The 26,935-nt window shown below is 68.1% G+C and carries 26 protein-coding genes; 13 read left to right on the top strand and 13 right to left on the bottom strand.

Annotated features, from left to right (window positions below; genetic code table 11):
- Positions 1-3: 3 nt before the first annotated feature.
- The 3 genes from KBY97_RS04585 to KBY97_RS04595 all read left to right on the top strand — a co-directional run bounded on the left by KBY97_RS04585 (position 4) and on the right by KBY97_RS04595 (position 2,798).
- Positions 4-1,701: a peptide chain release factor 3 gene (locus KBY97_RS04585; protein WP_255145519.1), complete on the top strand. Its 1,698-nt coding sequence runs from the start codon at positions 4-6 to the stop codon at positions 1,699-1,701.
- Between the two features lie 71 nt (positions 1,702-1,772).
- Positions 1,773-1,997, top strand: coding sequence for a hypothetical protein (locus KBY97_RS04590; RefSeq protein WP_255145520.1), 225 nt, complete (start codon positions 1,773-1,775; stop codon positions 1,995-1,997).
- Positions 1,998-2,084: 87 nt separating this feature from the next.
- Positions 2,085-2,798, top strand: a complete 714-nt coding sequence (locus tag KBY97_RS04595) for a CPP1-like family protein (RefSeq protein WP_255145521.1) — start codon at positions 2,085-2,087, stop codon at positions 2,796-2,798.
- Positions 2,799-2,841: 43 nt separating this feature from the next.
- Here KBY97_RS04595 and hslO read toward each other — a convergent pair whose 3' ends face one another.
- Together hslO and KBY97_RS04605 are read right to left on the bottom strand one after the other, a co-directional pair.
- Entirely contained in the window at positions 2,842-3,756 is a 915-nt protein-coding gene (gene hslO, locus KBY97_RS04600; RefSeq protein ID WP_255145522.1) for an Hsp33 family molecular chaperone HslO, read from the bottom strand.
- 14 nt (positions 3,757-3,770) lie between these two features.
- Positions 3,771-4,418 (bottom strand): ABC transporter ATP-binding protein, encoded by a 648-nt coding sequence (locus KBY97_RS04605; RefSeq protein WP_255145523.1) that lies wholly within the window; start codon positions 4,416-4,418, stop codon positions 3,771-3,773.
- A 67-nt stretch (positions 4,419-4,485) separates the two neighbouring features.
- Between KBY97_RS04605 and KBY97_RS04610 the strand changes: the two genes are divergently transcribed.
- Both KBY97_RS04610 and KBY97_RS04615 read left to right on the top strand, forming a co-directional pair.
- Positions 4,486-4,938 (top strand): DUF3531 family protein, encoded by a 453-nt coding sequence (locus KBY97_RS04610; protein ID WP_255145524.1) that lies wholly within the window; start codon positions 4,486-4,488, stop codon positions 4,936-4,938.
- A gap of 7 nt (positions 4,939-4,945) precedes the next feature.
- Positions 4,946-5,884: a 16S rRNA (uracil(1498)-N(3))-methyltransferase gene (locus tag KBY97_RS04615; protein ID WP_255145525.1), complete on the top strand. Its 939-nt coding sequence runs from the start codon at positions 4,946-4,948 to the stop codon at positions 5,882-5,884.
- A 57-nt stretch (positions 5,885-5,941) separates the two neighbouring features.
- On the opposite strand, the gene KBY97_RS04620 is transcribed toward KBY97_RS04615, so the two are convergent.
- On the bottom strand, positions 5,942-6,331 hold the full coding sequence (locus tag KBY97_RS04620; RefSeq protein WP_255145526.1) for a hypothetical protein: 390 nt from the start codon (positions 6,329-6,331) through the stop codon (positions 5,942-5,944).
- Positions 6,332-6,533: 202 nt separating this feature from the next.
- Here KBY97_RS04620 and KBY97_RS04625 point away from each other — a divergent pair, with 202 nt between their 5' ends.
- Positions 6,534-7,307 carry a DUF92 domain-containing protein gene (locus KBY97_RS04625; protein ID WP_255145710.1) on the top strand — a complete coding sequence of 258 codons (774 nt, stop codon included), beginning with the start codon at positions 6,534-6,536 and terminating at the stop codon, positions 7,305-7,307.
- Between the two features lie 16 nt (positions 7,308-7,323).
- On the opposite strand, the gene KBY97_RS04630 is transcribed toward KBY97_RS04625, so the two are convergent.
- The 3 genes from KBY97_RS04630 to KBY97_RS04640 all read right to left on the bottom strand — a co-directional run bounded on the left by KBY97_RS04630 (position 7,324) and on the right by KBY97_RS04640 (position 10,168).
- Positions 7,324-8,139 carry a sigma-70 family RNA polymerase sigma factor gene (locus KBY97_RS04630; RefSeq protein ID WP_255145527.1) on the bottom strand — a complete coding sequence of 272 codons (816 nt, stop codon included), beginning with the start codon at positions 8,137-8,139 and terminating at the stop codon, positions 7,324-7,326.
- Between the two features lie 155 nt (positions 8,140-8,294).
- On the bottom strand, positions 8,295-8,939 hold the full coding sequence (locus tag KBY97_RS04635) for a GDSL-type esterase/lipase family protein (RefSeq protein ID WP_255145528.1): 645 nt from the start codon (positions 8,937-8,939) through the stop codon (positions 8,295-8,297).
- 50 nt (positions 8,940-8,989) lie between these two features.
- Complete coding sequence (locus tag KBY97_RS04640) at positions 8,990-10,168, bottom strand: pyridoxal phosphate-dependent aminotransferase (RefSeq protein WP_255145529.1); 1,179 nt, start codon at positions 10,166-10,168, stop codon at positions 8,990-8,992.
- 186 nt (positions 10,169-10,354) lie between these two features.
- Between KBY97_RS04640 and KBY97_RS04645 the strand changes: the two genes are divergently transcribed.
- From KBY97_RS04645 to KBY97_RS04655, 3 genes are all read left to right on the top strand, one after another.
- Positions 10,355-11,134 carry a uracil-DNA glycosylase gene (locus KBY97_RS04645; protein ID WP_255145530.1) on the top strand — a complete coding sequence of 260 codons (780 nt, stop codon included), beginning with the start codon at positions 10,355-10,357 and terminating at the stop codon, positions 11,132-11,134.
- A gap of 62 nt (positions 11,135-11,196) precedes the next feature.
- Positions 11,197-12,441: a (E)-4-hydroxy-3-methylbut-2-enyl-diphosphate synthase gene (ispG, locus tag KBY97_RS04650; RefSeq protein WP_255145531.1), complete on the top strand. Its 1,245-nt coding sequence runs from the start codon at positions 11,197-11,199 to the stop codon at positions 12,439-12,441.
- A gap of 129 nt (positions 12,442-12,570) precedes the next feature.
- Entirely contained in the window at positions 12,571-13,908 is a 1,338-nt protein-coding gene (locus KBY97_RS04655) for a S41 family peptidase (RefSeq protein WP_255145532.1), read from the top strand.
- Positions 13,909-14,053: 145 nt separating this feature from the next.
- Here the strand turns inward: KBY97_RS04655 and KBY97_RS04660 are convergent, their stop codons facing one another.
- Positions 14,054-14,233 (bottom strand): hypothetical protein, encoded by a 180-nt coding sequence (locus KBY97_RS04660; RefSeq protein ID WP_255145533.1) that lies wholly within the window; start codon positions 14,231-14,233, stop codon positions 14,054-14,056.
- 97 nt (positions 14,234-14,330) lie between these two features.
- Positions 14,331-17,924 carry a transcription-repair coupling factor gene (mfd, locus tag KBY97_RS04665; RefSeq protein WP_255145534.1) on the bottom strand — a complete coding sequence of 1,198 codons (3,594 nt, stop codon included), beginning with the start codon at positions 17,922-17,924 and terminating at the stop codon, positions 14,331-14,333.
- Positions 17,925-18,063: 139 nt separating this feature from the next.
- On the opposite strand from mfd, the gene KBY97_RS04670 reads away from it, so the two are divergent.
- On the top strand, positions 18,064-18,861 hold the full coding sequence (locus tag KBY97_RS04670; RefSeq protein WP_255145535.1) for a hypothetical protein: 798 nt from the start codon (positions 18,064-18,066) through the stop codon (positions 18,859-18,861).
- Here KBY97_RS04670 and KBY97_RS04675 read toward each other — a convergent pair whose 3' ends face one another.
- Positions 18,862-19,635: a hypothetical protein gene (locus tag KBY97_RS04675; RefSeq protein ID WP_255145536.1), complete on the bottom strand. Its 774-nt coding sequence runs from the start codon at positions 19,633-19,635 to the stop codon at positions 18,862-18,864. It abuts the gene before it with no gap.
- A 59-nt stretch (positions 19,636-19,694) separates the two neighbouring features.
- On the opposite strand from KBY97_RS04675, the gene KBY97_RS04680 reads away from it, so the two are divergent.
- Both KBY97_RS04680 and KBY97_RS04685 read left to right on the top strand, forming a co-directional pair.
- Positions 19,695-20,450, top strand: a complete 756-nt coding sequence (locus KBY97_RS04680) for a TerC family protein (RefSeq protein ID WP_255145537.1) — start codon at positions 19,695-19,697, stop codon at positions 20,448-20,450.
- 5 nt (positions 20,451-20,455) lie between these two features.
- Positions 20,456-20,803: a DUF6464 family protein gene (locus KBY97_RS04685; RefSeq protein WP_255145711.1), complete on the top strand. Its 348-nt coding sequence runs from the start codon at positions 20,456-20,458 to the stop codon at positions 20,801-20,803.
- A 34-nt stretch (positions 20,804-20,837) separates the two neighbouring features.
- Here the strand turns inward: KBY97_RS04685 and KBY97_RS04690 are convergent, their stop codons facing one another.
- The 4 genes from KBY97_RS04690 to KBY97_RS04705 form a co-directional block, all read right to left on the bottom strand.
- The gene (locus KBY97_RS04690) at positions 20,838-21,845 is read right to left on the bottom strand and encodes a sodium-dependent bicarbonate transport family permease (RefSeq protein ID WP_255145538.1); all 1,008 of its coding nucleotides are present in this window, start codon (positions 21,843-21,845) and stop codon (positions 20,838-20,840) included.
- A gap of 110 nt (positions 21,846-21,955) precedes the next feature.
- Positions 21,956-22,774, bottom strand: a complete 819-nt coding sequence (locus KBY97_RS04695; protein ID WP_255145712.1) for a carbohydrate ABC transporter permease — start codon at positions 22,772-22,774, stop codon at positions 21,956-21,958.
- Between the two features lie 41 nt (positions 22,775-22,815).
- Entirely contained in the window at positions 22,816-24,438 is a 1,623-nt protein-coding gene (locus KBY97_RS04700; RefSeq protein ID WP_255145539.1) for a 2-isopropylmalate synthase, read from the bottom strand.
- A gap of 39 nt (positions 24,439-24,477) precedes the next feature.
- A complete protein-coding gene (locus tag KBY97_RS04705) occupies positions 24,478-25,113 on the bottom strand; it encodes an NYN domain-containing protein (RefSeq protein WP_315857141.1) in 636 nt (211 codons plus the stop codon).
- A gap of 202 nt (positions 25,114-25,315) precedes the next feature.
- On the opposite strand from KBY97_RS04705, the gene KBY97_RS04710 reads away from it, so the two are divergent.
- Positions 25,316-26,887 carry a 1,4-alpha-glucan branching protein domain-containing protein gene (locus tag KBY97_RS04710; RefSeq protein ID WP_255145713.1) on the top strand — a complete coding sequence of 524 codons (1,572 nt, stop codon included), beginning with the start codon at positions 25,316-25,318 and terminating at the stop codon, positions 26,885-26,887.
- Positions 26,888-26,935 lie beyond the last annotated feature (48 nt).

Genomic DNA, 26,935 nt, shown 5'->3' on the forward strand with positions numbered 1-26,935 from the left:
ACCATGACCAGCGTTTCCCCCCATCACGAGTCCTCCGGCCCGGCTTCCGCTGGCTCTGCCTCTGGCTCCAGCTCCAGCGATGACGCTGCCGGCTTGGCCCTTGCTGAAGCTGTGGCGAAGCGGCGCAACTTCGCGATCATTTCCCACCCGGACGCGGGCAAGACCACCCTCACCGAGAAGCTGTTGCTGTACGGGGGGGCGATCCAGCAGGCCGGTGCGGTGAAGGCCAAGGGGGAGCAGCGCAAGGTCACCTCCGACTGGATGGAGATCGAAAAACAGCGCGGCATCTCGATCACTTCCACCGTGCTGCAGTTCGACTACGCCGGCAGCACGGTGAACCTGCTCGACACCCCGGGCCACCAGGATTTTTCGGAAGACACCTACCGCACCTTGGCTGCCGCCGACAACGCGGTGATGCTGGAAGACGCCGCCAAGGGCCTCGAACCCCAGACGCGCAAGCTGTTTGAGGTCTGCCGCCTGCGCAAGGTGCCGATCTTCACCTTCATCAACAAGATGGACCGGCCGGGGCGGGAGCCGCTGGAGTTGATCGATGAGATCGAAAGCGAGCTGGGCCTGACCTGCTGGCCGGTCAACTGGCCGATCGGCAGCGGTGACCGCTTCCGTGGTGTGATCGACCGCCGCAGCAAAGATGTGATCCTGTTCGAGCGGGCGGAACGGGGCCGGCAGGCGGCGGAGAAGCGGCTACCGGCCGGCAGCGCCGAGCTGGCCCACCTGGTGGAACCTGAGCTTCTGGCAGCGGCGCTCGATGAGCTGGAGCTGCTCGATGGCGCCGGCGCCGAGCTCGATCTGGAGCTGGTGCATGCCGGCGAACTGAGCCCGGTGTTCTTCGGTTCGGCGATGACCAACTTCGGCGTGCGTCCTTTCCTGGATGCCTTTCTGGAGCTGGCCCAGCGGCCGGTGGCGCGGCTGAGCAGCGATGGCCCGGTGGATCCGCTGCGGCCGGAGTTCAGCGGCTTCGTGTTCAAACTGCAGGCCAACATGGACCCGCGCCACCGCGACCGCATCGCCTTTGTGCGGGTCTGCAGCGGCCACTTCGAGAAGGACATGAGCGTGCGGCACGCCCGCAGCGGCCGCACGATCCGCCTCTCACGCCCCCAGAAGCTGTTCGGCCAGGACCGTGAGGTGGTGGAGGACGCCTACCCCGGCGATGTGATCGGCCTGAACAATCCCGGCATGTTCGCCATCGGCGACACCCTCTACGCCGGCAGCAAGGTGGAGTACGAAGGCATCCCCTGCTTCAGCCCCGAACTGTTCGCCTGGCTGCGGAACCCCAACCCCTCGGCGTTCAAAAGCTTCCGCAAGGGGGTGAACGAGCTGCGGGAGGAGGGAGCCGTGCAGATCCTCTATGACACCGATGCCAGCAAGCGCGACCCGATCCTGGCGGCCGTGGGCCAGCTGCAGATGGAGGTGGTGCAATACCGGCTTCAGCACGAATACGGCGTGGAGACACGCCTTGAGCCCCTCGGCTTCAGCGTGGCGCGCTGGGTGGTGGGTGGCTGGGCGGCGTTGGAGGCGGTGGGGCGGATCTTCAACTGCAAGACCGTGCGCGACGCCTGGGACCGGCCCGTGTTGCTGTTCAAGAACGAGTGGAACCTCAACCAGCTGCGGGAAGACCACCCCGACTTTGTGCTCAGCGCTGTGGCGCCGGTGGTGAGCGGCGTGGAGCCAATCGCCCTCTGAGCATTTCTGATGCCGGTGCCCACAGCGCTGCTCCCGGCCCGCCAGAATCTTTGCAACGAAAGATCACAGCCATGGCCGAGCCCTTCTGGCTGGTTCGCCCCCGCCATGACGGAGGCTCCGATTACGTGCGCTTCCTTCCCAGCCAGGAAGCCGTGGAGGTGCGCGAAGGCAGCCATCTGCCGCCCCAGATGCCGCTCCTGAAGCGGCGCCAGTGGTTGCCGCTCAAAGAAGCTGAGGATTGCCGCCGGCATCTGCAGCAGGAAGGGGGATTCCGTTCCAGCGAACCTTTGTTCTGAACCACTGGTTCGGTTGCAGCGGAGGCCTCCGGTTGGGGCGCGCCTCGATACGCTCGTACCACGACCCTGCTCACCGCACCGGAGGCCATGACCAACGGTTCTGCCCTACCCCCCGGCGCGACCGGCGGCTCCAGCGATGGCTTCAGCCCCTATGAGCGGCTTGGCATCGCCTCCGACGCCAGCTTCGATGAGGTGCAGGGAGCTCGCCAGCACTGCCTCGAGGCCGTGGGCGACGATCCCCAGGCCCGGGCTCGCGTCGAAGCCGCCTACGACGCCGTGTTGATGGAACGGCTGCGGGAACGGCAACAGGGGCGTGTCAGCAGCGCCGCCCTGAGCGCCTCAAAGCGCGAAGAGGTGAAACCGGCGGTCATCGCCCGTGCCCCTTCCAGGCCCGCCCTCCCGGCCATGCCATCACTGCCCCAGCTCTCCGGCGGCAAGCTCACGCGGCCGCGCTTCTCGATGCCCCGCCTGGTGCTGGCTGAGGGCCGCGAGCGCTGGGTGCCCCTGGCCGGTCAGGGGGTGGTCCTGCTGCTGCTGCTGGTTGCCCCCCCCTCCTCCGACACGGTGCTGCTGGCCCTCTCCACCCTGCTCACGGTGGTGAACCTGCAGCGGCGCAATGGCCGTTTCCTGGCGGCGGTGGGCTGGAGCTTCGGCCTGCTGGGCCTCGGCCTGCTGCTGGGCGGCGTGCTCGCCCAACTCGTCGATCCCGCCCTGCCACTCGGGCTGCCGTTGGCTGGCGAACAGCTCCAGAGCCTGCCGGCTCTGATCCTGCTGCTGCTGGGCGCCCTGCTGCTTGCCTGAAGGCTGGCCATCAGCCCAGCTTGCTGGCTGGCCTTGGCGCGGGTCACACCGCCGCCAGTTCCTCGATCAGTTCCCGCAGCTCGGGCGCCTCCACGCCGTACACCTCGTTGCAGAAGTGGCAGGTGAGCTCGGCACGGCCGTCTTCGCGCAGGATTGCATCGAGCTCGTCGCGCCCCAGCAGCCGTAAGGCATTGACGCTGCGGCTGCGGGTGCAGGGGCAGTGGAAGGTGACGTTCTGGCTCGCCTCCGCATCCTCCAGAAGCTGGGGATCAAGATCCGGGAAGATGTCTTCCAGCAGGCGTTGCAGATCGCTGCTGCAGTCAGCGAGGCGCTGGCTGAACCCCTGGATCTCGCGGCAGCGTTCTTCCAGCAGGGCCACCAGCGCCGGTTCCCGGGCGGCCTTGGGGAGCACCTGCACCAGCACCCCACCGGCGCAGCGCACACCGCTGCTGTCGATCTGCTCACCGACGAACAGCGCCGACGGGGTCTGCTCGGAATGGAGCAGGTAAGAGGCCACGTCATCGCCGATGCCGCCGCTCACCAGCTCCACCGTGCTGCTGAACGGCTCCCCCTTGCCCTGGTCGCGCACCACGTGCAGGTAGCCGGTGCCCGTGGCTTTGCGGAAATCGAAGCGGTGCAGGCCCTCGGGCGTTTCCACCAGATCGAGCTCGAGGCCGGGCGCCCCCACGTAGCCGCGCACGGTGCCGTCCCGGCCCGCGTCCACCATCAGGCCGCGCAGCGGTCCGTCCGACTGGATGCGCAGGTTCACCCGCCCGTGGGCCACCTTCATCGAACTGGCCAGCAGCAGGCCGGCGGTCATCGCCCGGCCCAGCACAGCGGTGGTGAGGTACGAGAGGCCGTGGCGACGACGGGCATAACGGGTGGTCACAGTGGTGAGGGCCGCCACCATGCGGATGCCGCCACCAGCGGCCGTGGCCCGTACCAATCGATCGGGCATCGCCCCGCCCCAACTCAGGGCATCGTACGGAGCCTCGGCAGGGGCTGAAGCGCCCCGCCCTGCAGCCGCCAGCCCTCTTCCACCCAGCCCTTGAACAACTCCGGTTCGTGGGTCACCACCAGCAGCACCCGGTCCCGCGCCAGCTGTTGCAGCAGTTGCAGCACCTCCTCCCGCACCGACCAGTCGAGGCCGGCGGTGGGTTCATCGAGCAGCAGCACGGGCGGATCGCGCAGCAACTGCACAGCCAGTGCCAGCCGCCGCTGCTGGCCACCGCTGAGCCGCTCCGGCTGCTGCTGCAGCGACAGCCCCTGCAGCCCCACCCGGGTGAGCACCTGCTCGACCCGTTCCGCCGGCAGCCGCCGCTGTCCCAGCTTCAGCTCCTGCCCCACCGTGAGGCCGAGAAAATGACGTTCGGGAAACTGAAACACCAGGCCGCAGAGCCCGCGCCGTTGCCTGGCGTTGAGCGCCTGCCCCTCCCACAGGATTGAGCCGCCATCGGGATCAGCCAGGCCGCAGATCAGCTCCAGCAGGGTGGTCTTGCCCGAGCCGCTCTGTCCGGCCACCAGGGCGGGCCGGCCCGGCTCCAGGCGCAGCTCCACCCCATCGAGCAGGGCGGCAGGGGTGGTGGACGGGTGATAGCGCAGGGATCGAAGCTCGAGCATGGCGGGTTTCGCTCCCCCCAGCTTGCTGGATGCGTGTTTGATGGGGGCAACCACGCTGTCTGCTCCCATGGACGTTCGATTTCGGGATGTGGATCCCTTCAACTGCTGGATCTGGGTGCGTTTTGCCGCTCCGCCCGGGCAGGGGGAGCGTGGCTACATCGATACAGCCTTCGAGAGCTGGTTTTTTCTCGGCAAGCTGGGTGGTTTCAACGCCGAGAACCTTCAGGTGCATGAGGAGGGCGTGGATCTCAGCTGGATGACCTACGAGGGTGACGACGCCGAACGGGCCCTGCCGGCGTTGATGCACAACATGGGCGAGCTGGAATACCAGGAGGAATGGGCCCGCTGCTGGGTCGATCTCGGCACCAGCGATGGCGTCGCCCTTGATGTGCTGATCAATGCGTTGCGACAGCTCAACAACGACGTGGTGGAGATTGAGGAACTGGTGATCGGCGGTCTCAACGACGACTGGCCGGTGGAAGACCAGCCCGAGGCGATGTTCGCTCCCGGGGTCAATTGAGCGCGGCGTGACCCGGGAGCTGCGTCGTCTGCTGATCGCGCCAGGGCGCCTCGCCCAGGCAGCGGCTGAGCCGCCCGATTCGCTGGCTGCGAAAGCCGCCGCAGGAGGGCAAGCTGCACCTCCCGTCGGCGAGGGTGCTCTGCCCGTTCTGCAGCTGGAAGATGGCGAAAGCCGCTACCTCAGCCGGGTGCTCCGCTACGGCCCCGGCGACCGGTTTGCGGTGGTCGATGGGGGCGGCCAGCTGTGGAGCGCGGAGCTGCTTGACCGCAGCAGCGCCCGGCTGGAGCAGCCCCTTTCGGCACCCCTTTTGATCGCGCCCCTGCCCTCGCCTGTTCTGGAGCTGGCGGTGGCGGTGCCGCGCCGCGATTTCGACACTGTGCTGCGCATGGGCTGCGAACTGGGGGTTGATCGTCTGCAGCCGCTGCTGGCCGAGCGCACCGTGCAGGGAGTGGAAACAGGCGCACAGGGACGGCGGGAACGTTGGCAGGCGATCGTGCGGGAGGCCTGCGAGCAGTGCGAGCGTCTGTGGCTGCCGCAGCTGCTCGAACCCATGGCTGCCGCCGCCTGGCTTCAGAACCCGACCGCGCTGGCCAGTGATGCAGCGAACTCGGAGCACGGCCAGAGCCGCTGGCTGGCCACCACCCGGGCAGCCGGCCTGCCGCTGCTGGGCGAACTGCTGGGGGCAGGAGCGCCGGGCGCCGGGGCAGAACTGCGCGGCTGCCAAGCTGCCGCTCCCGTTGCTGCGCGCTGGGGAGCCCTCGCCCGGTTGGCGATCGGGCCCGAGGGGGGCTGGACGCCGGCGGAGGAGCAGGTGGCGGCGGAGGCGGGCTGGCAACCGGTGAGCCTGGGGCCCACGATCCTGCGCACCTCAACGGCGGCTGTGGCAGGCCTCAGCCTGCTGAGCGCCTGGCGAGCGGGGTCATGCGGCGGCGAAATCGACCGCTGAATGCTTCGGCCGCTGAATCCTGGGGCCCCTTCATCCTGGGGCGGCTGGTTGCCGAGTTCAGCTCTTCATCAGGCTGGCGGCCATCGCCTTGAACGGCCCGATGTTGGCTCCGGCCAGGCGGCGGCGGCGGGAGAGGGCACCTGCGGGGGTGAGGCACTCGGGCGAGAAGGTGACCAGCGATGGGGGCGGCAGGTTCTCCTGTTCGCGCCGCAGCTCGGCCGCCATGGCTTCCGCAGTGGTGAGCGCGCTGCCAGCAGCACCGGCAGGAGTTTCTGCTGCTGGCGCCGCCGCCGCGGCGCTGCCAGCGCTGGCCGGTGGAGCCACCGGGGCCACGGTCACTGGGGCCGCGGTCACCGGAGCGATGGTCACGGGGGCCACGGCCGCTGGCTCAGCGGTGGCGTTCTTGTCGAAGTCGATGAAGAACGAGCCCTTGCGCTTGAACAGCATGGTGATCCGGACACGGGACGTTGCCAGTGATTATCCGCCGGCGCCTGCAGCGGGCAGGCGCCGCTTAGGGGAGTGCAACAGAGAGCGGCACGCCACGCCGCCGCTGGAGAGACTGGGGCCTGTGCGGTCTGCCCTCTTGAGGTTTTTGCTGCTGTCGGCCGTGCCGGTGCCGGTGTTCCCGTTCACGGGCCTCGAGGGGTTGCTGGGGGCGCCACCGCCGCTGCCCACCCAGACCCTCCAGCACTGGATCCTGGCGCTGGTGCTGCATGGCCTGCTGATCAGCGCCGCCCAGCGGTTTCCCTTGCTGACCCGCGCCGGCTGGGTGCATGCGGGCGTGCTCGGCACGCTGCTGTGGGGTGCGCTCGGCTGGCGCGGCTGGCTTGCGGTGGTGGCCTATCTGGCGCTGGGCTCCCTGGTGACCCGGCTGGGCTTGCGCCAGAAGCAGCGGCAGGGGCTGGCCGAAGCGCGGGGTGGCCGCCGGGGGCCGGAGAACGTGTGGGGCTCCGCGGCCACCGGAGCCGTGCTGGCCCTGCTCACCACCGTGCCGGGAGCGCCGGTGCCACTGCTGCTGCTGGGCTTTGGGGCCAGTTTCGCCGCCAAGCTCGCCGACACCTGCGGCAGTGAGATCGGCAAGCGCTGGGGGCGTCACACCGTGTTGATCACCTCCCTGCGGCCGGTGCCCGCCGGCACGGAAGGGGCGATCAGCCTGGAGGGGAGCGTTGCCAGCCTGGTGGGCAGCGCCGTGATGGTGCTGGTGCTCAAGCTGCTGGGGCTGCTGGGAACGGTCCCCGCGCTGCTGCTGGCCCTGTGGGTGGGGGTGTTGGCCACCCTGCTGGAGAGCTGGATCGGCGCCACCCTGCAGGGGCGGGTGGCCTGGCTGACCAACGAACTCGTGAACGGGATCCAGACACTGCTGGCGGCGTTGATCGCCATGGGGCTGGCCTGGGGCGCCGTGGCGCTGGGCCTGACGGCCTGATTCAGGGCCGGCCGATTCACGCTTGAGCAAACAGATCGCTCCATTCGCCGCTGAGTTCCTGGCGCAGCAGCGCCGCCAGCCGCTCGAAGCGGCGTTGGGCCACCCGCGCCCGGATGCCCAGCTCCTCGCCCAGCTCTCGCCAGGAGGCCCCCTCCAGCACCCGCCCTTCCAGCAGTCGCCGCTCGTTGACCTCCAGGCCTTGCAGGCGTTGGTGGATCCAGTTCTGCGGTTCCGGTTCGGAGCAGGCGGACTCGCTCAGGTGATCAGGCCGGCAGGGATGGGGAGCTTCCCGGGCGGTGAGCTTCTCCACCAGGGTGGTGGCGCAGGCCTCAGCTGTGCCCACCGCCGCATCGAGGCTGGAGCACTGCAGGGCCCGGTGCAGGCCGCAGGCTTCCTGCCACTGGGCCACGGAGCAGCCCAGGGCGATCGCCAGCTCCGCTTCACGGAGCGCGGGCTGTTGTTGGTGAAGGCGTTGCTGTTGCAGGGTCTGGCCGCGTTGGTGCAGATCGCGCAGCAGGCGTGAGCCCTTCAGGGGCTGTTCGTTGTCGCGCAGGTGATGCTGCATGGCGCCGCGGATGAAGGGCACGGCGAAGCTGCTGAGCGAGGCGCCCTGGGCCGGATCGAAGGCTTCCACCGCGCGGATCAGACCGATCGAGCCCTGTTGCACCAGATCGTCGAACGGCACGGCGGTGCGGGGCCGGAGGCGGTTGGCCACCTGGCGCACCAGGGGCAGGTTGAATTCCACGATCTTGTTGCGGTCGCGCAGATGGCCGCTGCGCTGGTACTGCGCCAGCAGCTCGGGATTGCGACGTTGAAAGACGGTGAGCGTCATGGTGGGAAACCGGTGGTGACAACGGGATGTCCGTGGAATCACCTTCTCGCCGGTGGCCCCTGCCCCACCATCCCCATTCCCGGTGATTTCGCCTCCCCCTTATGGGTGAGATCACGGAGGTTCCCGCGCGCTCAGGCAGGGAATGAACCAGCAGGTCAGGCCGGGGTGCGGCTGTGTTGCGGCTCCAGCGAAGCCCAGCGCAACAGGGCCGGCCACTGCTTCAGCCGCTCATAGAGATGACGGTGGCCGGCGCCGTTGAGGTGCAGCCCGTCGCTGCCGAGCAGCCGCAGCCAGTGGGGATCCTCCAGCAGGCCATCGAGCAACGGCAGGAACGGCACATCCGCTTCGAGGCAGGCCTCCTCCAGCAGGCCCTCGTAGTGGCGCACGGTGGCCAGGTTGTACCAGAGGCAGCCGGCGAAAGGCATCACCGCCTCATCCACCGGGGTGAGACCGATCACCATCACCGGCGCCAGCCGCCGGGCCTGGTGCAGCAGTTGCTGCAGGCCGAACAGGAACGCCTCCGGGGCCAGTTGGTGGCGCCCGTCCGGCCGTCCCACCCGGGCCGTGTCGTTCAGCCCGATGCCCAGCAGGATCCCCTGGGGGCTTTGGCGCCGCAGCTCACCGCGGCAGCGCACTTCCGCCTCCAGCCGCGCCGCCAGCCGCTCGAGGCCATCGCCGCGCACGCCGAGGTTGTAGAGCACGGGCCCATCCGGGATCTCCATCCAGTGGCGCCGCAGTTGCTCGCACCAACCGCCCCCATCGGGGTCTCCCCAGCCGTACACGCCGCTGTCGCCCAGCACGATCAGCTTGCGGGGCGGGGGTGGGGCCGCCGTGCCAGGCGTCGGGAGAGTCAGAGCCCGTTCAGGAAACGGCCGAGGCGCTGGAGGCCGTCGTCGATGGTGGCGGGAGAGGCCGCACAGGAGAGGCGGATGCAGCGGTCGTCGCCAAAGGCCACCCCGGGAACCACCGCCAGCCCCTGCTCCTCCAGCAGCCGGTTGGAGAAGGTCATGGAATCCAGGCCATGGCCGCTGATGTCCGGGAAGGCGTAGAAGGCCCCTTCCGGTTGCTGCAGGGTGAGGCCGGGCAGCGCCATCAGCCCGGCGCTCAACAGCGCCCGGCGCTGGTTGAACTCCTGGGCCATGGCATGGACGCAATCACGCGGGGCGGTGATCGCCGCCAGGGCGCCGTACTGGGCGAAGGTGCAGACGTTGCTGGTGCTCTGGCTTTGCAGGGCGCTGGCGGCGGCGATCACATCCTTGCGGCCGGCGAGATAACCCACCCGCCAGCCGGTCATGGCCCAGCCCTTGGCAAAGCCGTTGACGATGAAAATGCGGTCGGCGAGGTCGGGAGCCAGGGCCGCCAGGCTGTGGTGCTCCAGGCCGGGCGCCAGCAGGAATTCGTAGATCTCATCGCTCACCACTGCCACCTGGGGATGGCGGCGCAGCACGGCGGCCAGCTGCTCCAGCTCCTGCCGGCCGAGCACCAGGCCCGAGGGGTTGGAGGGGCTGTTGATCACCAGCAGCTTGCTGTTGGCCGTGATGGCGGCCTCAAGTTGGTCGGGTTGGAGCCGGAAGCCCTGATCGGGTGCGGTGGGCAGCACGCGCACCGTGGCGCCTGCCAGGTGCGCCATCTCCGGATAGCTGAGCCAGTAGGGGGCCGGCAGCAGCACCTCGTCGCCGGGGTCGAGCAGCACCTGGAAGAGGTTGTAGAGCGCCTGTTTGCCGCCATTGGTGACCAGCACCTGATCGGCCGTGGTGGGCACCCCGTTTTCCTCGCTCAGCTTCTGGGCCAGGGCTTGCCGCAGCAGCGGTTCGCCGGCAGCGGGCCCATAGCGCGTGGCGCCCTCCTCAAGGGCCCGGCTGGCGGCCAGGCGGATGAAGGCGGGCGTTTCGAAATCCGGCTCCCCCGCGCTGAGGCCGCAGATGTCCTGGCCGTCGGCTCGCAACTGGCGCGCCCGGGCCGTGATCGCCAGGGTGAGGGACGGCTGGAGGGCCCGGGCCCGGGCCGAAAGTGCCAACGGGCTGGTCATCAGCGGAGGAGGTGCAATCGGCCGCGACATGGGCGCCGGGGCACTCCAGTGTTGGAATGCCTTTGATAAGGGGATCAAACATCCTGCCTGACGCTGCGGCCGCTTTGCCCTGTGCCTGGGCAGGTTGTCATCAGCGGCCCCTGGATCCTTTCCATAGGATCCCGATCACGCCGGGGCGATGCGGAGATGGACCCGACCGAACCCCTGGCCGGCGCCATGGTGCAACCCAGCCTCTTCGGTGGCGCGGCGTCGGACGCGATCGCAGACGGGAGCGCAAGCGCTGCCACCCGCGATCCAACGGCGGCCCTGGCGGCCCTGCACGGCGCCTGTGGGGCCTGCCGCCGCTGCGGGCTCGCGCTGGGGCGGCAGCAGGTGGTGGTGAGCCGCGGCAATCCGGCCGCCTCGCTGATGGTGATCGGCGAGGGCCCAGGCGCCCAGGAAGATGCCAGTGGCTCGCCGTTTGTGGGCCGCGCCGGCCAGTTGCTTGATCAGATGTTCGCCAGCGTGGCGATCGACACCCGGCAGGACGCCTACGTCTGCAATGTGGTGAAGTGCCGTCCGCCGGACAACCGCAAGCCCACGCCGGAGGAAATGGCGGCTTGCCTGCCCTGGCTGCTGCAACAGATCGAGCTGGTGCAGCCCAAGGTGCTGGTGCTGGCCGGCGCCACGGCGATGGAGGGGGTGTTGGGCCTGAAGGGGGGGATCACCAAGCTGCGCGGCCAGTGGCGGCAATGGCGGGGGCTGTGGTGCCTGCCGATCTTTCACCCTTCTTATCTGCTGCGCAATCCATCGCGGGAGCGCGGCACCCCCAAATGGCTCACCTGGCAGGACCTCCAGGACGTGCGCCGCCGCCTTCATCAGCTGGAGGCAGGCTCAGCCCAGCTGGACGCAGGCGGGGCATCAGCTGGAGCGGCCCCAGCGACCACCCCAGCGGCCGGTCGGGCTATGGATGCTTCCGCCGACTGAGCACGCCGGTTGCAGGCCTGTCTGTGGCAGTGTTGGGGCCAGTTCCCCGGCCTCCAGCTCCGATGACCGGCACCGTGGCCCGTCCCCAGACCGCCCCGGCAGGTCTGCCCGCCGACTGGGCCAGCAATCCGCGCTACGACACGGTGATCACCCGCCGCAAGACCCGCAGCGTGCGGGTGGGCGATGTCTGGGTGGGCAGCGACCACCCGGTGGTGGTGCAGTCGATGATCAACGAGGACACCCTTGACATCGCGGGTGCCACCGCCGGCATCCGCCGGCTCCACGAAGCCGGCTGCGAGATCGTGCGGCTCACGGTGCCGAGCCTGGGCCATGCCCGGGCGGTGGGGGAGATCCGCAAGCGCCTCGAAGACAGCTATCAACCGGTGCCGCTGGTGGCCGACGTGCACCACAACGGCATGAAGATCGCCCTGGAGGTGGCCCAGCACGTCGACAAGGTGCGCATCAACCCGGGGCTGTATGTGTTCGACAAACCCGACCCCAACCGCAGCGAATTCACGCCCGAGGAAGTGGCGGCGATCGGTGAGCGCATCCAGGCCACGCTCGAACCGCTGGTGACCCTGCTGAAGGAGCAGGACAAGGGCCTGCGCATCGGCGTGAACCACGGCTCGTTGGCCGAGCGGATGCTGTTCACCTACGGCGACACGCCACTGGGGATGGTGGAGAGCGCCATGGAGTTCATCCACATCTGCGATCGCCTCGATTTCCACAACATCGTGGTGTCGATGAAGGCCTCGCGGGCGCCGGTGATGCTGGCCGCCTACCGGATGATGGCCGACAGAATGGACGCCGAAGGCTTCCACTACCCGCTGCACCTGGGCGTCACCGAGGCAGGTGACGGCGATTACGGCCGCATCAAGAGCACCGCCGGCATCGCCACCCTGCTGGCCGAGGGCCTGGGTGACACGATCCGGGTGTCGCTCACCGAGGCACCGGAGAAAGAGATCCCGGTCTGCTACTCGATTCTGCAGGCGCTGGGCCTGCGCAAAACGATGGTGGAGTACGTGGCCTGCCCCAGCTGCGGCCGCACCCTGTTCAACCTGGAGGAGGTGCTGCACGTGGTGCGCAATGCCACCGCCCACCTCACCGGCCTCGACATCGCCGTGATGGGTTGCATCGTCAATGGCCCGGGCGAAATGGCCGATGCCGACTACGGCTACGTGGGTAAAACCCCTGGCACCATCTCCCTTTACCGCGGCCGCGAGGAAATCCGCCGGGTGCCGGAGGCCGAAGGAGTGGAGGCGTTGATCGCCTTGATCAAGGAAGACGGCCGCTGGGTCGATCCCTGAGGCCGTTGCCGCCTGGGGGCCCACCTCCAGTCACATCCGGAAGCGCCTGCATCCCTGACCCACCCTGTCCTGCGCCGCCTGACACGGGCTAGTTTGTTGACAAGTAAAAACGCTCACGAGGCCGAGAGCATGTCCAGGGGTAGCACCAGCATTCTCGTCCTGGCCGGGCTCGGTGCCTGCGCGGCTGCAGCCGTGGTGGGCGGTGAATGGTTGATGGCCCCCAGTGCCGCCTCCCTGATCACCGACAGCCCCAAGGAGGTGATGGATCAGGCCTGGCAGATCGTCTTCCGTGACTACCTCGACACCACCGGCAATTACACCCCCGAGCAATGGCGCAAACTGCGCCGCGATCTGCTCGCCAAAACCTACGGCAACACCAAGGAGAGCTATGAGGCGATCCGGGGCATGCTCGGCACCCTCAATGATCCATACACCCGCTTCATGGATCCGCGGGAGTTCAAGGAGATGCAGATCGACACCTCGGGGGAACTCTCCGGTGTCGGCATCCAACTGAGCCTCGACAAGGACACCAAGGAACTGGTGGTGGTGTCCCCGATCGACGGCTCACCTGCCTCCCGGGCCGGCGTACTGCCGAAAGACGTGATCATCACGATCGACGGCAAAAGCACCAAGGGGATGACCACCGAAGACGCGGTGAAGCTGATCCGCGGTCAGGCCGGCACCAAGGTGACCCTGCAGGTGCGGCGCAAGAATCAGGTGCTCGACATGCCACTCACCCGCGACCGCATCGAGTTGCACGCGGTGGAACATCAGGTGAACACCACCCCTGAAGGCATGAAGGTGGGCTACATCCGCCTCAAGCAGTTCAACGCCAATGCCTCCAAGGACATGCGCGCCGCCCTGCGCGACCTGGAGAGCAAGGGGGTGCAGGGCTATGTGCTCGATCTGCGCAGCAACCCCGGCGGCCTGCTGGTGGCCAGCATCGAGATCGCCCGCCAGTGGCTCGATGAAGGCATCATTGTTTCCACCAAAACGCGAGACGGCATCCGGGACGTGCGCCGCGCCAACGGCCGAGCACTCACCAAGGCTCCCGTGGTGATCCTGGTGAATGAAGGTTCTGCCAGTGCCAGCGAGATCCTCTCCGGTGCCCTGCAGGACAACAAGCGAGGGGTGCTGGTGGGTCAGAAGACCTTCGGCAAGGGATTGGTGCAGTCGGTGCGGGGGCTCTCCGATGGCTCCGGCATGACCGTAACCATCGCCAAATACCTCACTCCCAGTGGCCGCGACATCCACAAGCACGGCATCAAACCCGACGTGGTGGTGAAACTGAGCGAACAGGAAGCCAAGTCGCTCAAGCTTGAAGAAATTGGCACCCGCAACGATCCGCAGTACCGGGTGGCCGAAAACACCCTGGTGAAGCAACTGCGCACGATCGGCAAGACACCTGCCAAGCCCTACAACCCCTCAAGCGCCAACCTGCCGGCTGCCCTGGGAAGCACCAACTGAGCGGAGAGCCAGCCCGTAGACGCGCTAACTTGAGCGCGTCCACGTGGTGCGCGCCAACAGCTGCACACCAGAAAAAGCCCTGCTGCGGAATCTCGCAACAGGGCTTTTTGTATGACCTCGCTAGCAGTGCAAGGCTCTTTCAGCGTCAGGCCACCGGCTGCATGAGGCCGCCGCCGGGGTTGGAGTCGTCGTCGTCGTTGTTCTGGTTTTCGTCCTGGAACAGGGCGAACAGGCCGAGCGCGATCACGCTGATCAAGGCCGAAACAACACCCACGCCACTCTGCAGCCCTGCTGAAACCCCACCGGAAGCAACGAATTCGCCCATCTCAGCCTGCCGTTTGGGGAAGTGTAACGAAGTTTTGCGGGGATGAAGGGGAAGAGAATCGGAAGCTTGCTGAGGGGTTGTCGGGTGACCAAGCCCCTCACACCACCAACACCGCCGCATTTCTGACGGTGGTCTGCTCCTGGCGTTGCGCGTCGGTGAGGCCATCGGCGGCGGGGATCTGGCCGGCCATGGCGGTGAGCCACCCCATCAGGGTGTCGAGTTGTTTGTCGGCGGGGAGCACGCTGAGGCCGCGGGCCAGCACCTTGGCGGTGCTGCCGGCGCCGCCCTGATACACCAACCGGCCATGCAGGTGCTGGGGCAGGCCCTGGCGCAGCAGCCGGAAGGCGGGCTCTTCCATGGGGGTTTCCAGCACGATGTTGGGCTTTTCGGGTTTGAGGCGTGAGAAGCCGCAGCGTTTGGCCAGCAGTTTGAGTTCCATCAACTGCAGCAGGCTCTGCACCGGCGCCGGCAGGGCGCCGTAGCGGTCCACCCAGTCGGCAGCCAGCTGAAGCAGTTCGCCCTTGGCGGTGCAGGCGGCGGCGGCCCGGTAGGCGGCCATCTTTTCGTCCGCTTCGGTGATCCAGTCGGCGGGGATGAAGGCGGTGATCGGCAGATCGATCTGGGTTTCTTCCACCACCGGAATGTCCTGGCCCTGGATCTCCGCCAGGCTTTCCTGCAGCATCTCCATGTAGAGGTCGAAGCCGATCGCTTCGAGCTGGCCGCTCTGCTCCACCCCCAGCAGGTTGCCCACGCCGCGGATCTCCATGTCGCGCATGGCCAGCTGGTAGCCGCTGCCCAGTTGCGCAAACTCCTGGATCGCCCGCAGCCGCTGCCGCGCTGCCTCACTCAAGGCGCCATCGCCCGGATAGAACAACCAGGCATGGGCCTGGATGCCGCTGCGGCCCACCCGGCCGCGCAGTTGATACAGCTGGGCGAGGCCGAAGCGGTGGGCGTCTTCCACCAGAATCGTGTTCACCCGCGGGATATCGAGGCCGCTTTCGATGATCGTGGTGCAGAGCATCACGTCGGCTTCGCCGGCATTGAAGGCCACCATCGCGATCTCCAGTTCCCCTTCGGCCATCTGGCCATGGGCCACGAGCAACTTCAGGCCCGGCAGCATTTCGCGCAGCTGGCCCGCCACCTCCTCGATCCCCTCCACCCTCGGCACCACATAGAACACCTGGCCGCCGCGATCCAGTTCCTGGCGGATGGCGCTGCGCACCGCCTCATCGTCGCGGGCGGCCAGGTGGGTCTTGATCGGGCGGCGCAGCGGTGGCGGCGTGGTGATCAGGCTCATTTCCCGCACCCCCGACAGGCTCATGTAGAGCGTGCGCGGAATCGGCGTGGCCGAAAGCGTCAGCACGTCGACGTCTTTGCGCAGCGCCTTGATCTTCTCTTTCTGGTTCACTCCGAAGCGCTGCTCCTCATCCACCACCAGCAGCCCCAGTTGCTTGAAGCTGGTGCCCTTGCCCAGCAGCTGGTGGGTGCCCACCACGATGTCGATCGTGCCGGCGGCCAGCCCTTCCTGAATCGCCTTGCGTTCCTGTGCCGTGCGGAAGCGGTTGAGCAGCGCCACCTTGAGCGGGTAGGGCGCGAAGCGTTCGCTCAATGTGCGCCAGTGCTGTTGGGCCAGCACCGTGGTGGGGGCCAGCAGGGCCGCCTGGCGTCCGGCCGTCACCGCCTTGAACAACGCCCGGATCGCCACCTCGGTCTTGCCGAAGCCCACATCGCCGCACACCAGCCGGTCCATCGGCTTGGCGGTCTCCATGTCGCGTTTCACTTCCGCGATCGCCTTCACCTGATCGGGCGTGGGCTCATAGGGGAAGGAATCCTCCAGCTCGCTTTGCCAGGGGCCATCGGGCGGAAACACGATGCCGGGGGCCTGATGGCGCTCCGCGTAGAGCTTCACCAGATCAAGCGCCACCTTGCGCACCGCCTTGAGCGCCCGTTCCTTGGCCCGCGCCCAGGCCACCCCGCCCATGCGGTTGAGCTCCGGCGGCGTGTCGGTGCTGGCGCGGTAGCGGCCCAGGCTGCCCAGCTGGTCGGCGGCCACCCTCAAGGTGCCGTCGGCGTATTGCACCACCAGGTAATCGCGGCTTTCGCCGCTGATCGCCAGCTTCTCCAGCTTCAGGAAGCGGCCGATGCCGTGGTTGCGGTGCACCACGAAATCGCCGGGTTGCATCTTGCCCGGATCCACCGTGCGGCTGGCCGCCTTGCGGCGCCGGCGCACGTAGCCCGTAGCGGCCAGGCTGTGCTGGCCGAAGAACTCCCGGTCCGTCAGCAGCACCAGCTTCCAGGCCGGCAACTGCAGCCCCTCCAGCTCGGCGGTGCCCTTGAGCTTGAGCGCGACCGGCGTGTTCTGCTCCACCAGCCGCTCGATCGCCGGGAAGTCGTGCGGGTTGGGCACGAAGCGGGCGATGCAGTCGTGCTCCTCCAGCAGCGCCACCGCCCGCGACGGCTGGGCCGACAGCAGCCACACCTTCGCCTTCTCCTGCTGGTACCCCTTCACCAGCGCCGCCAGGCGGCCGAAGGCGTTCGGATGGGCCGGCACCGGACGGCTGGACAGATCAAAGGCGTTGGGGTGGCGGTCGGTTTCGGCCAGTTCGGCCAGATCGAAGCCGGCGAACGCTTCGGCATCCTCAAGGGCCTGCTCGGGCGGCCGGTGCAGCAGGGCAGGCAACACCACCGGCTGGCCGCTGGCTGCCGCCAGCTCCGCCTGCACCTCGCCGTGGTGGCTGTCGGCGTGATCAAACCACTGCTGGCCGTGGGCGCGGCAATGGCGCCGCTCATCCACGGCAATCAAGGTGCTGGCGGGCAGGTAATCGAGCAGGGAGGCGGGCCGCGCCCAAGCCAGGCCCATCAGCCGCCGCATCCCCTCGGGCGTGCCGCCCTCCAGCAGCTGATCGAGCGCTTCCGGCTGCAACAGCCCCTCAAGCCCGGCCGGCATCGTGTCCCGCAGGGCATCGGCCACCAGCGGCCCGTAGCCACTGGGGGTGAGCCGCACCGCCTCGGTGGCATCGAGCGAACGCTGGGTGGCGGGGTCGAATTCCTTGAGCTTCTCCAGCTCCTCGCCGAAGAACTCCAGCCGCACCGGCAGCTCGGCGCTCACCGGAAACACATCCACGATGTCGCCGCGGCGGCTCCAGCTGCCCTCCTGCTCGATCGTGGGCACCCGCTCATAGCCGAGGCGGCTGAGGGTGTCGGCCAGCACGTCCAGGTCCACCGTGTCGCCCTTGCGCAGGCACAGGCAGCGGGCGGCCAGGGCCGGAGGCGGCGGCAGGTGCGGTTGCAGGGCCCGTTCGGTGGCCACCACGGCGCCCTGCCAGGGCCGGCCGTTGCCCTCGGCGCTGCCCGCATCCACCAGCTCGGCGAGCACCTGCAGCTGGCCCCAGGTGATTTCGGTGGTGGGATCGAAGGGTTCGTAGGGGGAGCCCTCACTGGTGGGATAGAGCTGGGCCGTGGGCCAGCCCATCAGTTCCAGCAGCGCCGCCCAGCGGCCCGCCTCCTCCAGCGTGGGCACGATCACCAGCAGGGGCGCCTGCCGCTGCCGGGCCAGGGCACTGGCGATCAGGGCGCGGCCGGCCCGGGAGGCGCCCCGCAGGCTCAGCCGCTCCGGGCGCTCGATCCGTTGCAGCACCTCACCGGTGAGGGGCACCTGCTCGAGCTGGCGCACCAGGGCGGTGAGGGGCATGGGCTCGTGATGCTCAGGGCCCCCGATCCTGGCAGTTGCACTCCTGCCGCTGCTTCGCCGGCGCAGATCGACCATGATGAAGAGGCGCTGATGTCTCGGAGTGGGCCGGCACCATCCGCCGCGGGGATCGGGCTCTTCCGTGCTGCCGCTGGCGTTTCTTTCCGGTGGCCTGTTGCTGGCGGGTCTGGCGCTGGCACCGCCTGAGCGCAGGGGAGAAACCCTCGGCGCGCTGGAAGCGCTGCCGTTCCAGGTGTCCGACACCCTGTTCACCCGCCCCCCAGCCCCCCTGAGGCCAGGCGATGTGGCGCTCGATGCCATCAGCGCCGGCGATCTGATGGCGCGGCTGGAGCTGGCTGACGTCGACTGGCAGCCCCAGGCCGAGGTCCTGCCCGATGGCGGTGTGCGTTACCGCTACCGCCGCCGTGAGGGAGACCCCAAGCTCTCGATCGAGCAGATCCGCGCGCTCCTGGTTGATCCGCCGCGCTTTGAGCAGGAACGGCAGGCGATCAGCCACCTGCTCGATCAGCTGCAGCGGGTGGGGGTGCAGGTGGTGCTGGGGCCGCCCCGCAAGGCCGGTGCCGCCGGCGAATGGGACCCTGCCGCCCGCACGATCCGCATCAAGCCTGAGGTGGTGGACCAGGGCAGCGCCACCTTTGCCCTGGTGCTGAACCATGAGGCCATCCATGTGGCGCAGAGCTGCCGGCGCGGGGGGGTGTCGGCCCCGCCCAAGCAGCTTGGGCTCTCCATTTCCGCCACGCCCCAGGCCCAGGGGCAGCTCAACGACCCGATCTACGCCAACCTCTCGCCCCTGGAGCGTCAGCTGGAGCAGGAGGCCTACGCCCACCAGGATCAGCTGGAGAAGGGGGCCGCGCTGATCAGCCAGGAGTGCCGCCCGCCGGCCGGGCTGCTGGGGGGGCGAACGGCTGCGCGCCCCTGATCACGCCCGTGGCGCCAGCTGGTCCTCCAGCAGCATGTTGAACTGCAGCAGCTGCTGATCATTGAGCTGCTGGCGGCTGCTGAGCTGAAAGTGCTGCTCCAGGAACGCGCGTCCCTCCGCAGCTCCCCAGCGGAGCTGGCCGAGCAGCTGGTCGGATTGATCCAGCAGGTCACGGCGGCGCAGGGGCGTGGCGGCCTGCTCCGGCCGGCTGCCGGGGGCCAGCTGCTGCAGCGCATTGAGGTAGCCCACCAGATCCACGTAGCGCACCAGGCGGCTCCGGCTTGGATGGTTGAAGGCCCGCCCCAGGTAGGCCGCTTCCTCCTCCCGGCCCCAGTCCAGCCGCTTCAGTTCCAGCTCCACCTGGGCCAGCTCATCGCTCCAGTCTTCGGGATCGGCGCCGGCGGCTGGTGGCGGCGGTTCAGATGGTTGGGCGGGGAGAGCCGGCGGGGGCTCAGGAGCCTGCGGAACCCCGGGAGCCTGAGCCGGCAGGCCCTCGTTGTTCACCGCCAACAGCGGTTGCGCTGCCTCAACAGCGTCTGTTGGTCGCTTCTTCGGTGGCGCGGCGGCGGCAGCCACCGGCACCGGCCTGGCGGCCGCCGCCGCGCCGGTGGTGCCCCATCGTTGCCGCAGGCGCTCGATGGCACGGTCTTCCGCCAGCTCCGCCGTGGCGGCCTCACCCAGAGCGCTGCCGAGCAGGGCGCCCTGCTCCCAGGCGCTCACCTTCACCACCCGCTGTCCGGGTTCGGCATGCACCAGTTCTGCCTGCAGCTGCATCCCGGCTCGGGCTTGGTTGGGCTTTCCTAGAGTGGCTGATTCGCTCCCCACCTCTACCTATGGAAGCGGAGTCGATCGAGTCACTCACACCGCTGCTGCAATCGGCAGACCAGTGGGGCGAGATCCTGTTGCTGCTTCCCCTGCTGGTGGCGATGGAGGCGGTGCTCTCCGCGGACAACGCCATCGCCCTGGCGGCCATCGCGCGCCACCTCGACGATCCAGCCCGCCAGCGCCGCGCCCTCAACCTCGGCCTGCTGCTGGCCCTGGTGTTCCGGATGGTCCTGATCGTGGCCGCCCGCTGGGTGCTCGACTTCTGGCCCCTGCAGCTGCTGGCGGCGGGCTATCTGCTGTGGCTGTGCGTCACCAACCTGGCCGGATCCAGCGAAGCCGGCGTTGAAGCGGCGACCACTGCTGCCAGCAACGCCGCCGCCCCAGTGGCCCAGCGGCTTCCCGGCCAGACCCTGGGCTCCGTGGTGGCCACGCTGGCGGTCACCGATCTGGCCTTCTCGCTCGACAGCGTCGCGGCGGCGGTGGCGGTCAGTGATCGGCTCTGGCTGGTGATGACCGGTGGGGTGATCGGTGTGGTCGCCCTGCGCCTCACGGCCGGGCTGTTCATCCGTTGGTTGGAGGAATACCGGCATCTGGAGCGGGCCGGCTATCTGGCCGTGGGGCTGGTGGGCGTGCGTCTGCTGCTGCGCCTGGCCCTGCCCCAGATCGTTCCGCCCGAATGGGCGCTGTTGCTTGTGGTGGCTTGCCTGTTCGTCTGGGGCTTCTCCCAGCGCAGCCAGCCCCAGACCGGGGAGGTCAGCCCCTGACGCCCCTGCACGTGGATTTGCGCCAGGCCGGCACCGAGCGGTTGCTTGAACGCTTTGAGGTGGCCCACCTGGGCGAGGTGCCCCAGCCGGGCCGTTGGATCGAGCGCGGGGAGCGTTCGTTCCTGGTGCTGCAATGCCTTCACCGCTACCAGCTGCGCAACGGCCGCTACGAGCTCACGGAGGTGGCCCTGCAGGTCAAGCCGCAACGGCAACCGGCAGATGCCACCTGGTGGAACAACCATTGGGTGATCGGTGACCCGAGCTGCCGCTTCAATGCCCGCTCGCCGCTGCTGCGCTGCGCCGTGCTGCCGGAAGGGCCCTGCGAGCGCTGCCTTCACTATGCGTGCGTCTGAGCCGATTCACGGCAGTGCGGCCGCCTGAGCCGCTTCACGGCAGCACCGCCAGCGGGATGAAGCGCTGCACCATCGCCATGTACAGGGGAATCCCCACGACGATGTTGAAGGGGAAGGTGACGCCCAGGGCGCTGGAGATGTAGAGGCTCGGGTTCGCTTCCGGCACTGTCATCCGCATGGCGGCGGGAACGGCGATGTAAGATGCGCTGGCGCACAGCACCATGAACAGCAGCGCATTTCCCTGCGGCAGGCCCAGCCAACGGGAGAGCAGCAGGCCCACCGCGGCATTAAACAGCGGCATCAGCACGGCGAAGCCGATCAGATAGCTGCCGGCGCTCCGCAGATCGCCGAGGCGCTGCGCCGCCACGATGCCCATGTCAAGCAGAAAGAAGCTGAGGGCGCCGTAAAACAGCTTGCCGGTGAAGGGCTCCATCGTTTCCACCCCCAAGGGGCTGAAGGTCGCCACCAGCAGGCCGATCACCAGGCTGCCGATCAGCAGCAGCACCGAACTGTTCAAGAAGGCCTCATGCAACAGGCTGCCCCAGGCCACGCCACCGCCAATGCCGCCGGCGTGGCGTTGGTGGCTGGTGAGTTTCACCAACAGCAACCCCACGATGATGGCCGGTGATTCCATCAGGGCCAAGGCCGCCACCATGAAGCCGTCGTGGGGGATGTCTGATACCACCAGAAAGGTTTCGGCGGTGATGAAGGTGACGGCGCTGATCGAGCCGTAGGTGGCGGCCACGGCGGCGGCATTGGAGTTGTCGAACTGCCGCCTGAGCACAAGGAAGCTATAGAGGGGCACCAGGGCCGACATCACCACAGCGGCGGCGATCGTGGCGATCACCTGCACGCCCAGGCCGCTGTGTTGCAACTCCACGCCGCCTTTGAAACCGATCGCTAACAGCAGATACAGCGAAAAAAGCTTGGGCAGCGGAGCGGGGATCTCCAGATCCGATCGCACCAGCACCGCAATCACACCGAGAGCGAAGAAAAGAACCGGCGGAGAGAGCAGATTCTGCAGAATCAGACCGGTCTGCATTGAGGCTCCCGTGATTGATCAATGGCGCACCGGTAGGCTACAGGGCTGGACCTGGACGCCGGGATGGTTGCGACTTCGATGGTGAGCATCAAAACAGCGAGCGCGGGATTTCAGCCTTTCACGCCATCGCCGCTGGAGCTGGGCAGGATGTAACGCTGAAGGGCGATGAACAGCACCAGGACCGGCAGGATTGACACGACCGAACCGGCCGCCACCAGCCGCCAGTCAAGGGAGAAGCTGCTGGCGAGCTGTTGCAATCCGAGCGGAAGAGTATAGAGATCTGGATCGTCCAGAATGATCAGGGGCCAGAGAAAATCACTCCAGGTGCCGATGAACACGAACATCGCCAGGGTGATCAGATCGGCCCGCGCCGCGGGAATCATCACGTTCCACCATTCGCCCAGCGGCGTGCAGCCGTCGATGCGGGCGGCTTCCTCCAGCTCCACGGGCACCCCGATGAAGCTCTGCCGCAGCAGAAAGATGCCGAAGGCGGTGGCCGCCTGGGGAATGATCAGCGCCAGCAGGGTGTTGCGCAGGCCCAGCTGCACCATCAACAGGTAGAGCGGAATCATCACCACCTGGAACGGAATCAGGATCGTGGCCACCACCAGCGCCAGCACCAGGCCACGGCCGGCGAAGCGCATTCGCGCCAGCGGGTAAGCCGCCAGGGAACAGAACAGCAGGTTGCCCACCACGGCCAGCAGGCTCACCACCGTGCTGTTGAACAGATAAAGGCCGAGCGGATGATCGGCGAACAGGCGCCCATAGGCCGCCAGGCTGGGCTGCGCTGGAACCAACGACGGCGGCGAGGCGAAGATGTCTTCGGCCGGGCCCTTCAAGGACGTGCTGACCAGCCAAAGCAGGGGCACCAGCACCATCAGGGCCACCAGTAGCAGCAGTCCCAGCTGCAGGGCGGGCAGCCACGGCAGCCCCGCGCTTTGCTGGAACTCTTGCCTGCGGGGGGAGCGGCTCACAGGCGGGGGCGTTCCGCCACCGGCAGCGGCGCGCGCTGGGGGTGCAGGGGCAGCCGTTCGGTGCCCTGCACCAGCCGGTTGAGCGCATGGATGAAGGCCTGGGCGGCGGCCACCACGATGTCGGTGTCGGCGGCGTGGCCGGAGTAGAGCACCCCTTGGTGACGCAACCGGATCGTGACCTCCCCCATCGCATCGATGCCCTCGGTGACCGACTTGACGCTGAACTCCACCAGCTCGTTGGGGACGCGGGCCAGTGCATTGAGCGCCTGGCAGACCGCATCGACCGGGCCGGTGCCGATGGCGGCGCCGGTGAGTTCGGCGCCATCGGCCGTCACCAGGGTGACGGTGGCGGTGGGCTGCAGGTGGGTGCCGGTGCTCACCTGCACCAGCTTCAAGGTGTACTGGGCGTCGGGTTGCTGGGCCTGCTCGCTGACAATCGCCTCAAGATCCCGGTCGGTGATTTCACGCTTGCGATCCGCCAGCTCCTTGAAGCGGGCGAAGGCGTCGTCGAGATCTTCGCGTTCGAGGCCATAGCCGAGCTCCTCGAGCCGGGCGCGAAAGGCGCTGCGGCCGCTCAGCTTTCCCAGCGACAACCGGGTGGTGGTCAGGCCGATCGTGCGGGCGTCGATGATTTCGTAGGTGAGGCGGTTCTTGAGCACGCCGTCCTGGTGGATGCCGGATTCGTGCGCGAAGGCATTGGCGCCCACGATCGCCTTGTTGGGTTGCACCGCCATGCCGGTGAGGTTCGACACCAGCCGGGAGGTCTTGGCGATCTCCTCGGTGCGCACGCCGCTGAGGGGCTCGGTGCTGGCGGCGTCGCGGCCGAGGAAGGGGTTGAAGTAGGCGCGGCGCACATGCAGCGCCATCACCAGTTCCTCCAGTGAGGCGTTGCCGGCCCGCTCACCGATGCCATTGATCGTGCATTCGAGCTGGCGGGCGCCGCTCTTGACCGCTTCGAGAAAGTTGGCCACGGCCAGGCCCAGATCGTTGTGGCCGTGTACGGAGATCACCGCCTGATCGATGTTGGGCACATGGCGATCGATGCCGGCGATCAGGGCGCCGAATTCAGCCGGGGTGGCATAGCCCACGGTGTCGGGGATGTTGATCGTGGTGGCCCCGGCGGCGATGGCGGCCTCGATCACTTCGTAGAGAAACTCCGGGTCGCTGCGGCCGGCGTCTTCGCAGGAAAATTCCACGTCCTCCACCAGGGAGCGGGCATAGGCCACCATCTCGGCGGCGATCTGCACCACCTCGGGCCGGCTTTTGCGCAGCTTGTGCTCCAGATGGATGTCGCTGGTGGCGATGAAGGTGTGAATCCGCCGCCGCGCCGCCGGGGCCACGGCATCGGCGCAGGCCTTGATGTCGCCTCGGGTGGCCCGGGCCAGCCCGCAGATCACCGGGCCATCGACGGTGCCCACGGTTTCGGCGATGCGGTGCACGGCGTTGAAATCGCCGGTGCTGGCGAAGGGAAAGCCCGCCTCAATGATGTCGACCCGCAGGCGCGCCAGCTGCTGGGCGATCGCCACCTTTTCCTCGAGGTTGAGGCTGGCCCCTGGCGACTGCTCACCATCCCGCAGGGTGGTGTCAAAAATCAGAACCCGGCCGGGATCCTTGGCCATGGCCGCTGCAGGTCGAAGTGAGTACGTGTTAGGGCGATCCTAGACCGAGGGTCCGATCACCACTTCTCGGGGTGAGTGCTCGAAGGAGGCCGCTTCCGGGCGGATCACCTGGTGCCGCACTGGTTCTGGCCGCGGCAGAGCCTCCGGCGCGCTGCGCTGGAACACCGGCGCCTGGACGGCTTCCATCTTCTCGAGCTGGGCCTTGAGCTTGCCCAGGTCGATGAAGCGATCCACTGCATTGCGCAGCTCGCGCGGCACCATGCCGTCGGCGTTGATCAAGGTGATCTTCAGGCCCTGAGCCCGGAGCATCTCCACCAGCCGTTCAAGGTCGCGGCTGCCGCTCATCAGCCACAGTTCATCGGTGCGGTGGGCCACGGCCATCAGGTCGAGGCAGAGCTCCACATCAAGATTGGCGCGGGCGAACTGCCGCTGGTCGGGGTCGGTGCCGAACTCCCGCAGCGGTTTGGTGCGCACAGTGAAGCCCAGGCTGGTGAGCGCGTCCCGGAACGGGCGCTGATCGGTGGGATCCTTCAGCCCTGTGTACCAGAAGGCACTGCCCAGATCACTCACCCCTTCCGACGCCAGCTCCAGCAGGCGGCGTGGATCGAAGAACCAGCCGAGCTTCTGCTGGGCGTAGAACATGCCGTGCCCGTCAACCGCCAGACAGCGACGCATCTCTCGTTTCGTTAAACAAAAACTGTAGAGACCACACTCTGCTTCCGTTGTCCCCCTAAGCCTTGCCTGCGGAGCCCGTCAGATCGGCCGTCTGCAGCCCGCGGCCCTCCTGGGCTGCTGATCGATTTCATGGCGAAGCTCACGGCGGAGAGCGTGGCGGTGGAACCGTCCCCGTACACTCCCGTGAACGGCTGGAATGGCAATGGCCACAGGCGAACTGGCCCTGGTCCTCCATGCCCATCTCCCCTACGTCCGCAGCAGCCAGCCCGGCTCGCTGGAGGAGGACTGGTTCTTCCAGGCGCTGCTGGAGAGCTACCTGCCGCTGCTCGAGTTGCTCGAAGCCGCTGCAGCCGATCCCGCCCAGGCCCCGCGCCTCACCCTCGGCCTTTCCCCCACCCTGCTGTCGCTGCTGAGCGCGCCTGATCTGCAGGCCCGCTTCCCGGCCTGGCTCAATCAGCGCCTTGAGTTGCTGCCCCTGGCGCCGCCGCCACACCTTGAGGCGGCTGAGGCACTGGAGGCCCGGCTCACCCACATCCGCCAGCAGTGGCATGGCTGCGGCGGCGATCTGCTGGCCCGTTTCCAGCGGCTGTGGCAGCTCGGCGTGGTCGACCTGCTCACCTGCGCCGCCACCCACGGCTACCTGCCGCTGCTGCGGGCCACCCCCGAGGCGGTGCGGGCCCAGCTGCTCACCGCGATCCGGGAACATGAGCGCCTGCTGGGCGCGCGTCCGCAGGGGATCTGGCTACCGGAATGCGCCTATTTCGAAGGCCTCGACCAGCAGCTGGTGGCCTGCGGCCTGCGCTACGCGGTGTTGGATGCCCACGGGCTGCTGCACGCCCTGCCCCGTCCGCGCTACGGCGTCTATGCGCCGATCTGCTCGCCCGCCGGCGTGGCCTTCTTCGCCCGTGATGGGGCCTCCACCCTGCCGGTGTGGTCGGCCTCAGAGGGCTACCCGGGCGATGGCGCCTACCGGGAATTCCATCGGGATCTGGGCTGGGATCTCTCCAGCGAAGCCCTCACGGCGGTGGGGATCGAGAGTCCCCGGCCGCTCGGCCTCAAGCTGCACCGGGTGTCAGCCCGGGGCACGCCATTGGAGCGGAAGCTGCCCTACCTGCCGGGGCCGGCCGAGCAGCGGGCCGCTGAGCACGCCTCCACCTACCTGCGCGGACGCGCCGTTGAGCTGGAAGGTCTGGGTCAGGCCATGGACCGGCCGCCGCTGCTGGTAGCCCCATTCGATGCGGAGCTGTTCGGCCATTGGTGGTACGAGGGCCCCCACTTCCTGGCCCAGCTGTTCCAGCAGGCGCCTGCCGTTGGCGTCGGGTTCACCACCCTGCGCGATGTGCTGCGCCGCGGCGAAACGCTGCAGATCTGCCGGCCCTCTCCCTCCAGCTGGGGACAGGGGGGCTACCACCACTACTGGCTCAACGAGAGCAATGCCTGGGTGGTGCCGGAGTGGAACCGGGCCTCGGCCGCCATGGTGGAGCGGGTGAACCGGGGGGTGGGCAGTGCCTCCCAGCTCCAGCGCCTCAACCAGGCGGGCCGGGAACTACTGCTGGCGCAATCCTCTGACTGGAGCTTCATCCTCAGGGCCGGCACCACCACCGAACTGGCCAAGGAACGGATCCGCACGCACCTCGATCGCTTCTGGCGCCTGCTGGCGGCGATCGACAGCGGCAACGACCCCCCTGGCGGCTGGCTGGCGGCGGTGGAACGGGAAGATCCGCTGTTTCCGCTCATCAATGCCGCTGACTGGGCCACGCGGCCGCCGGCTTAGCCGGGCCGCACTCCCGTGCTCGAATCAGAAGGGAGCCGTCTCGATCTG

The organism is Synechococcus sp. ATX 2A4, assembly GCF_024346375.1.
Taxonomy (GTDB): Bacteria; Cyanobacteriota; Cyanobacteriia; order PCC-6307; family Cyanobiaceae; genus MW101C3.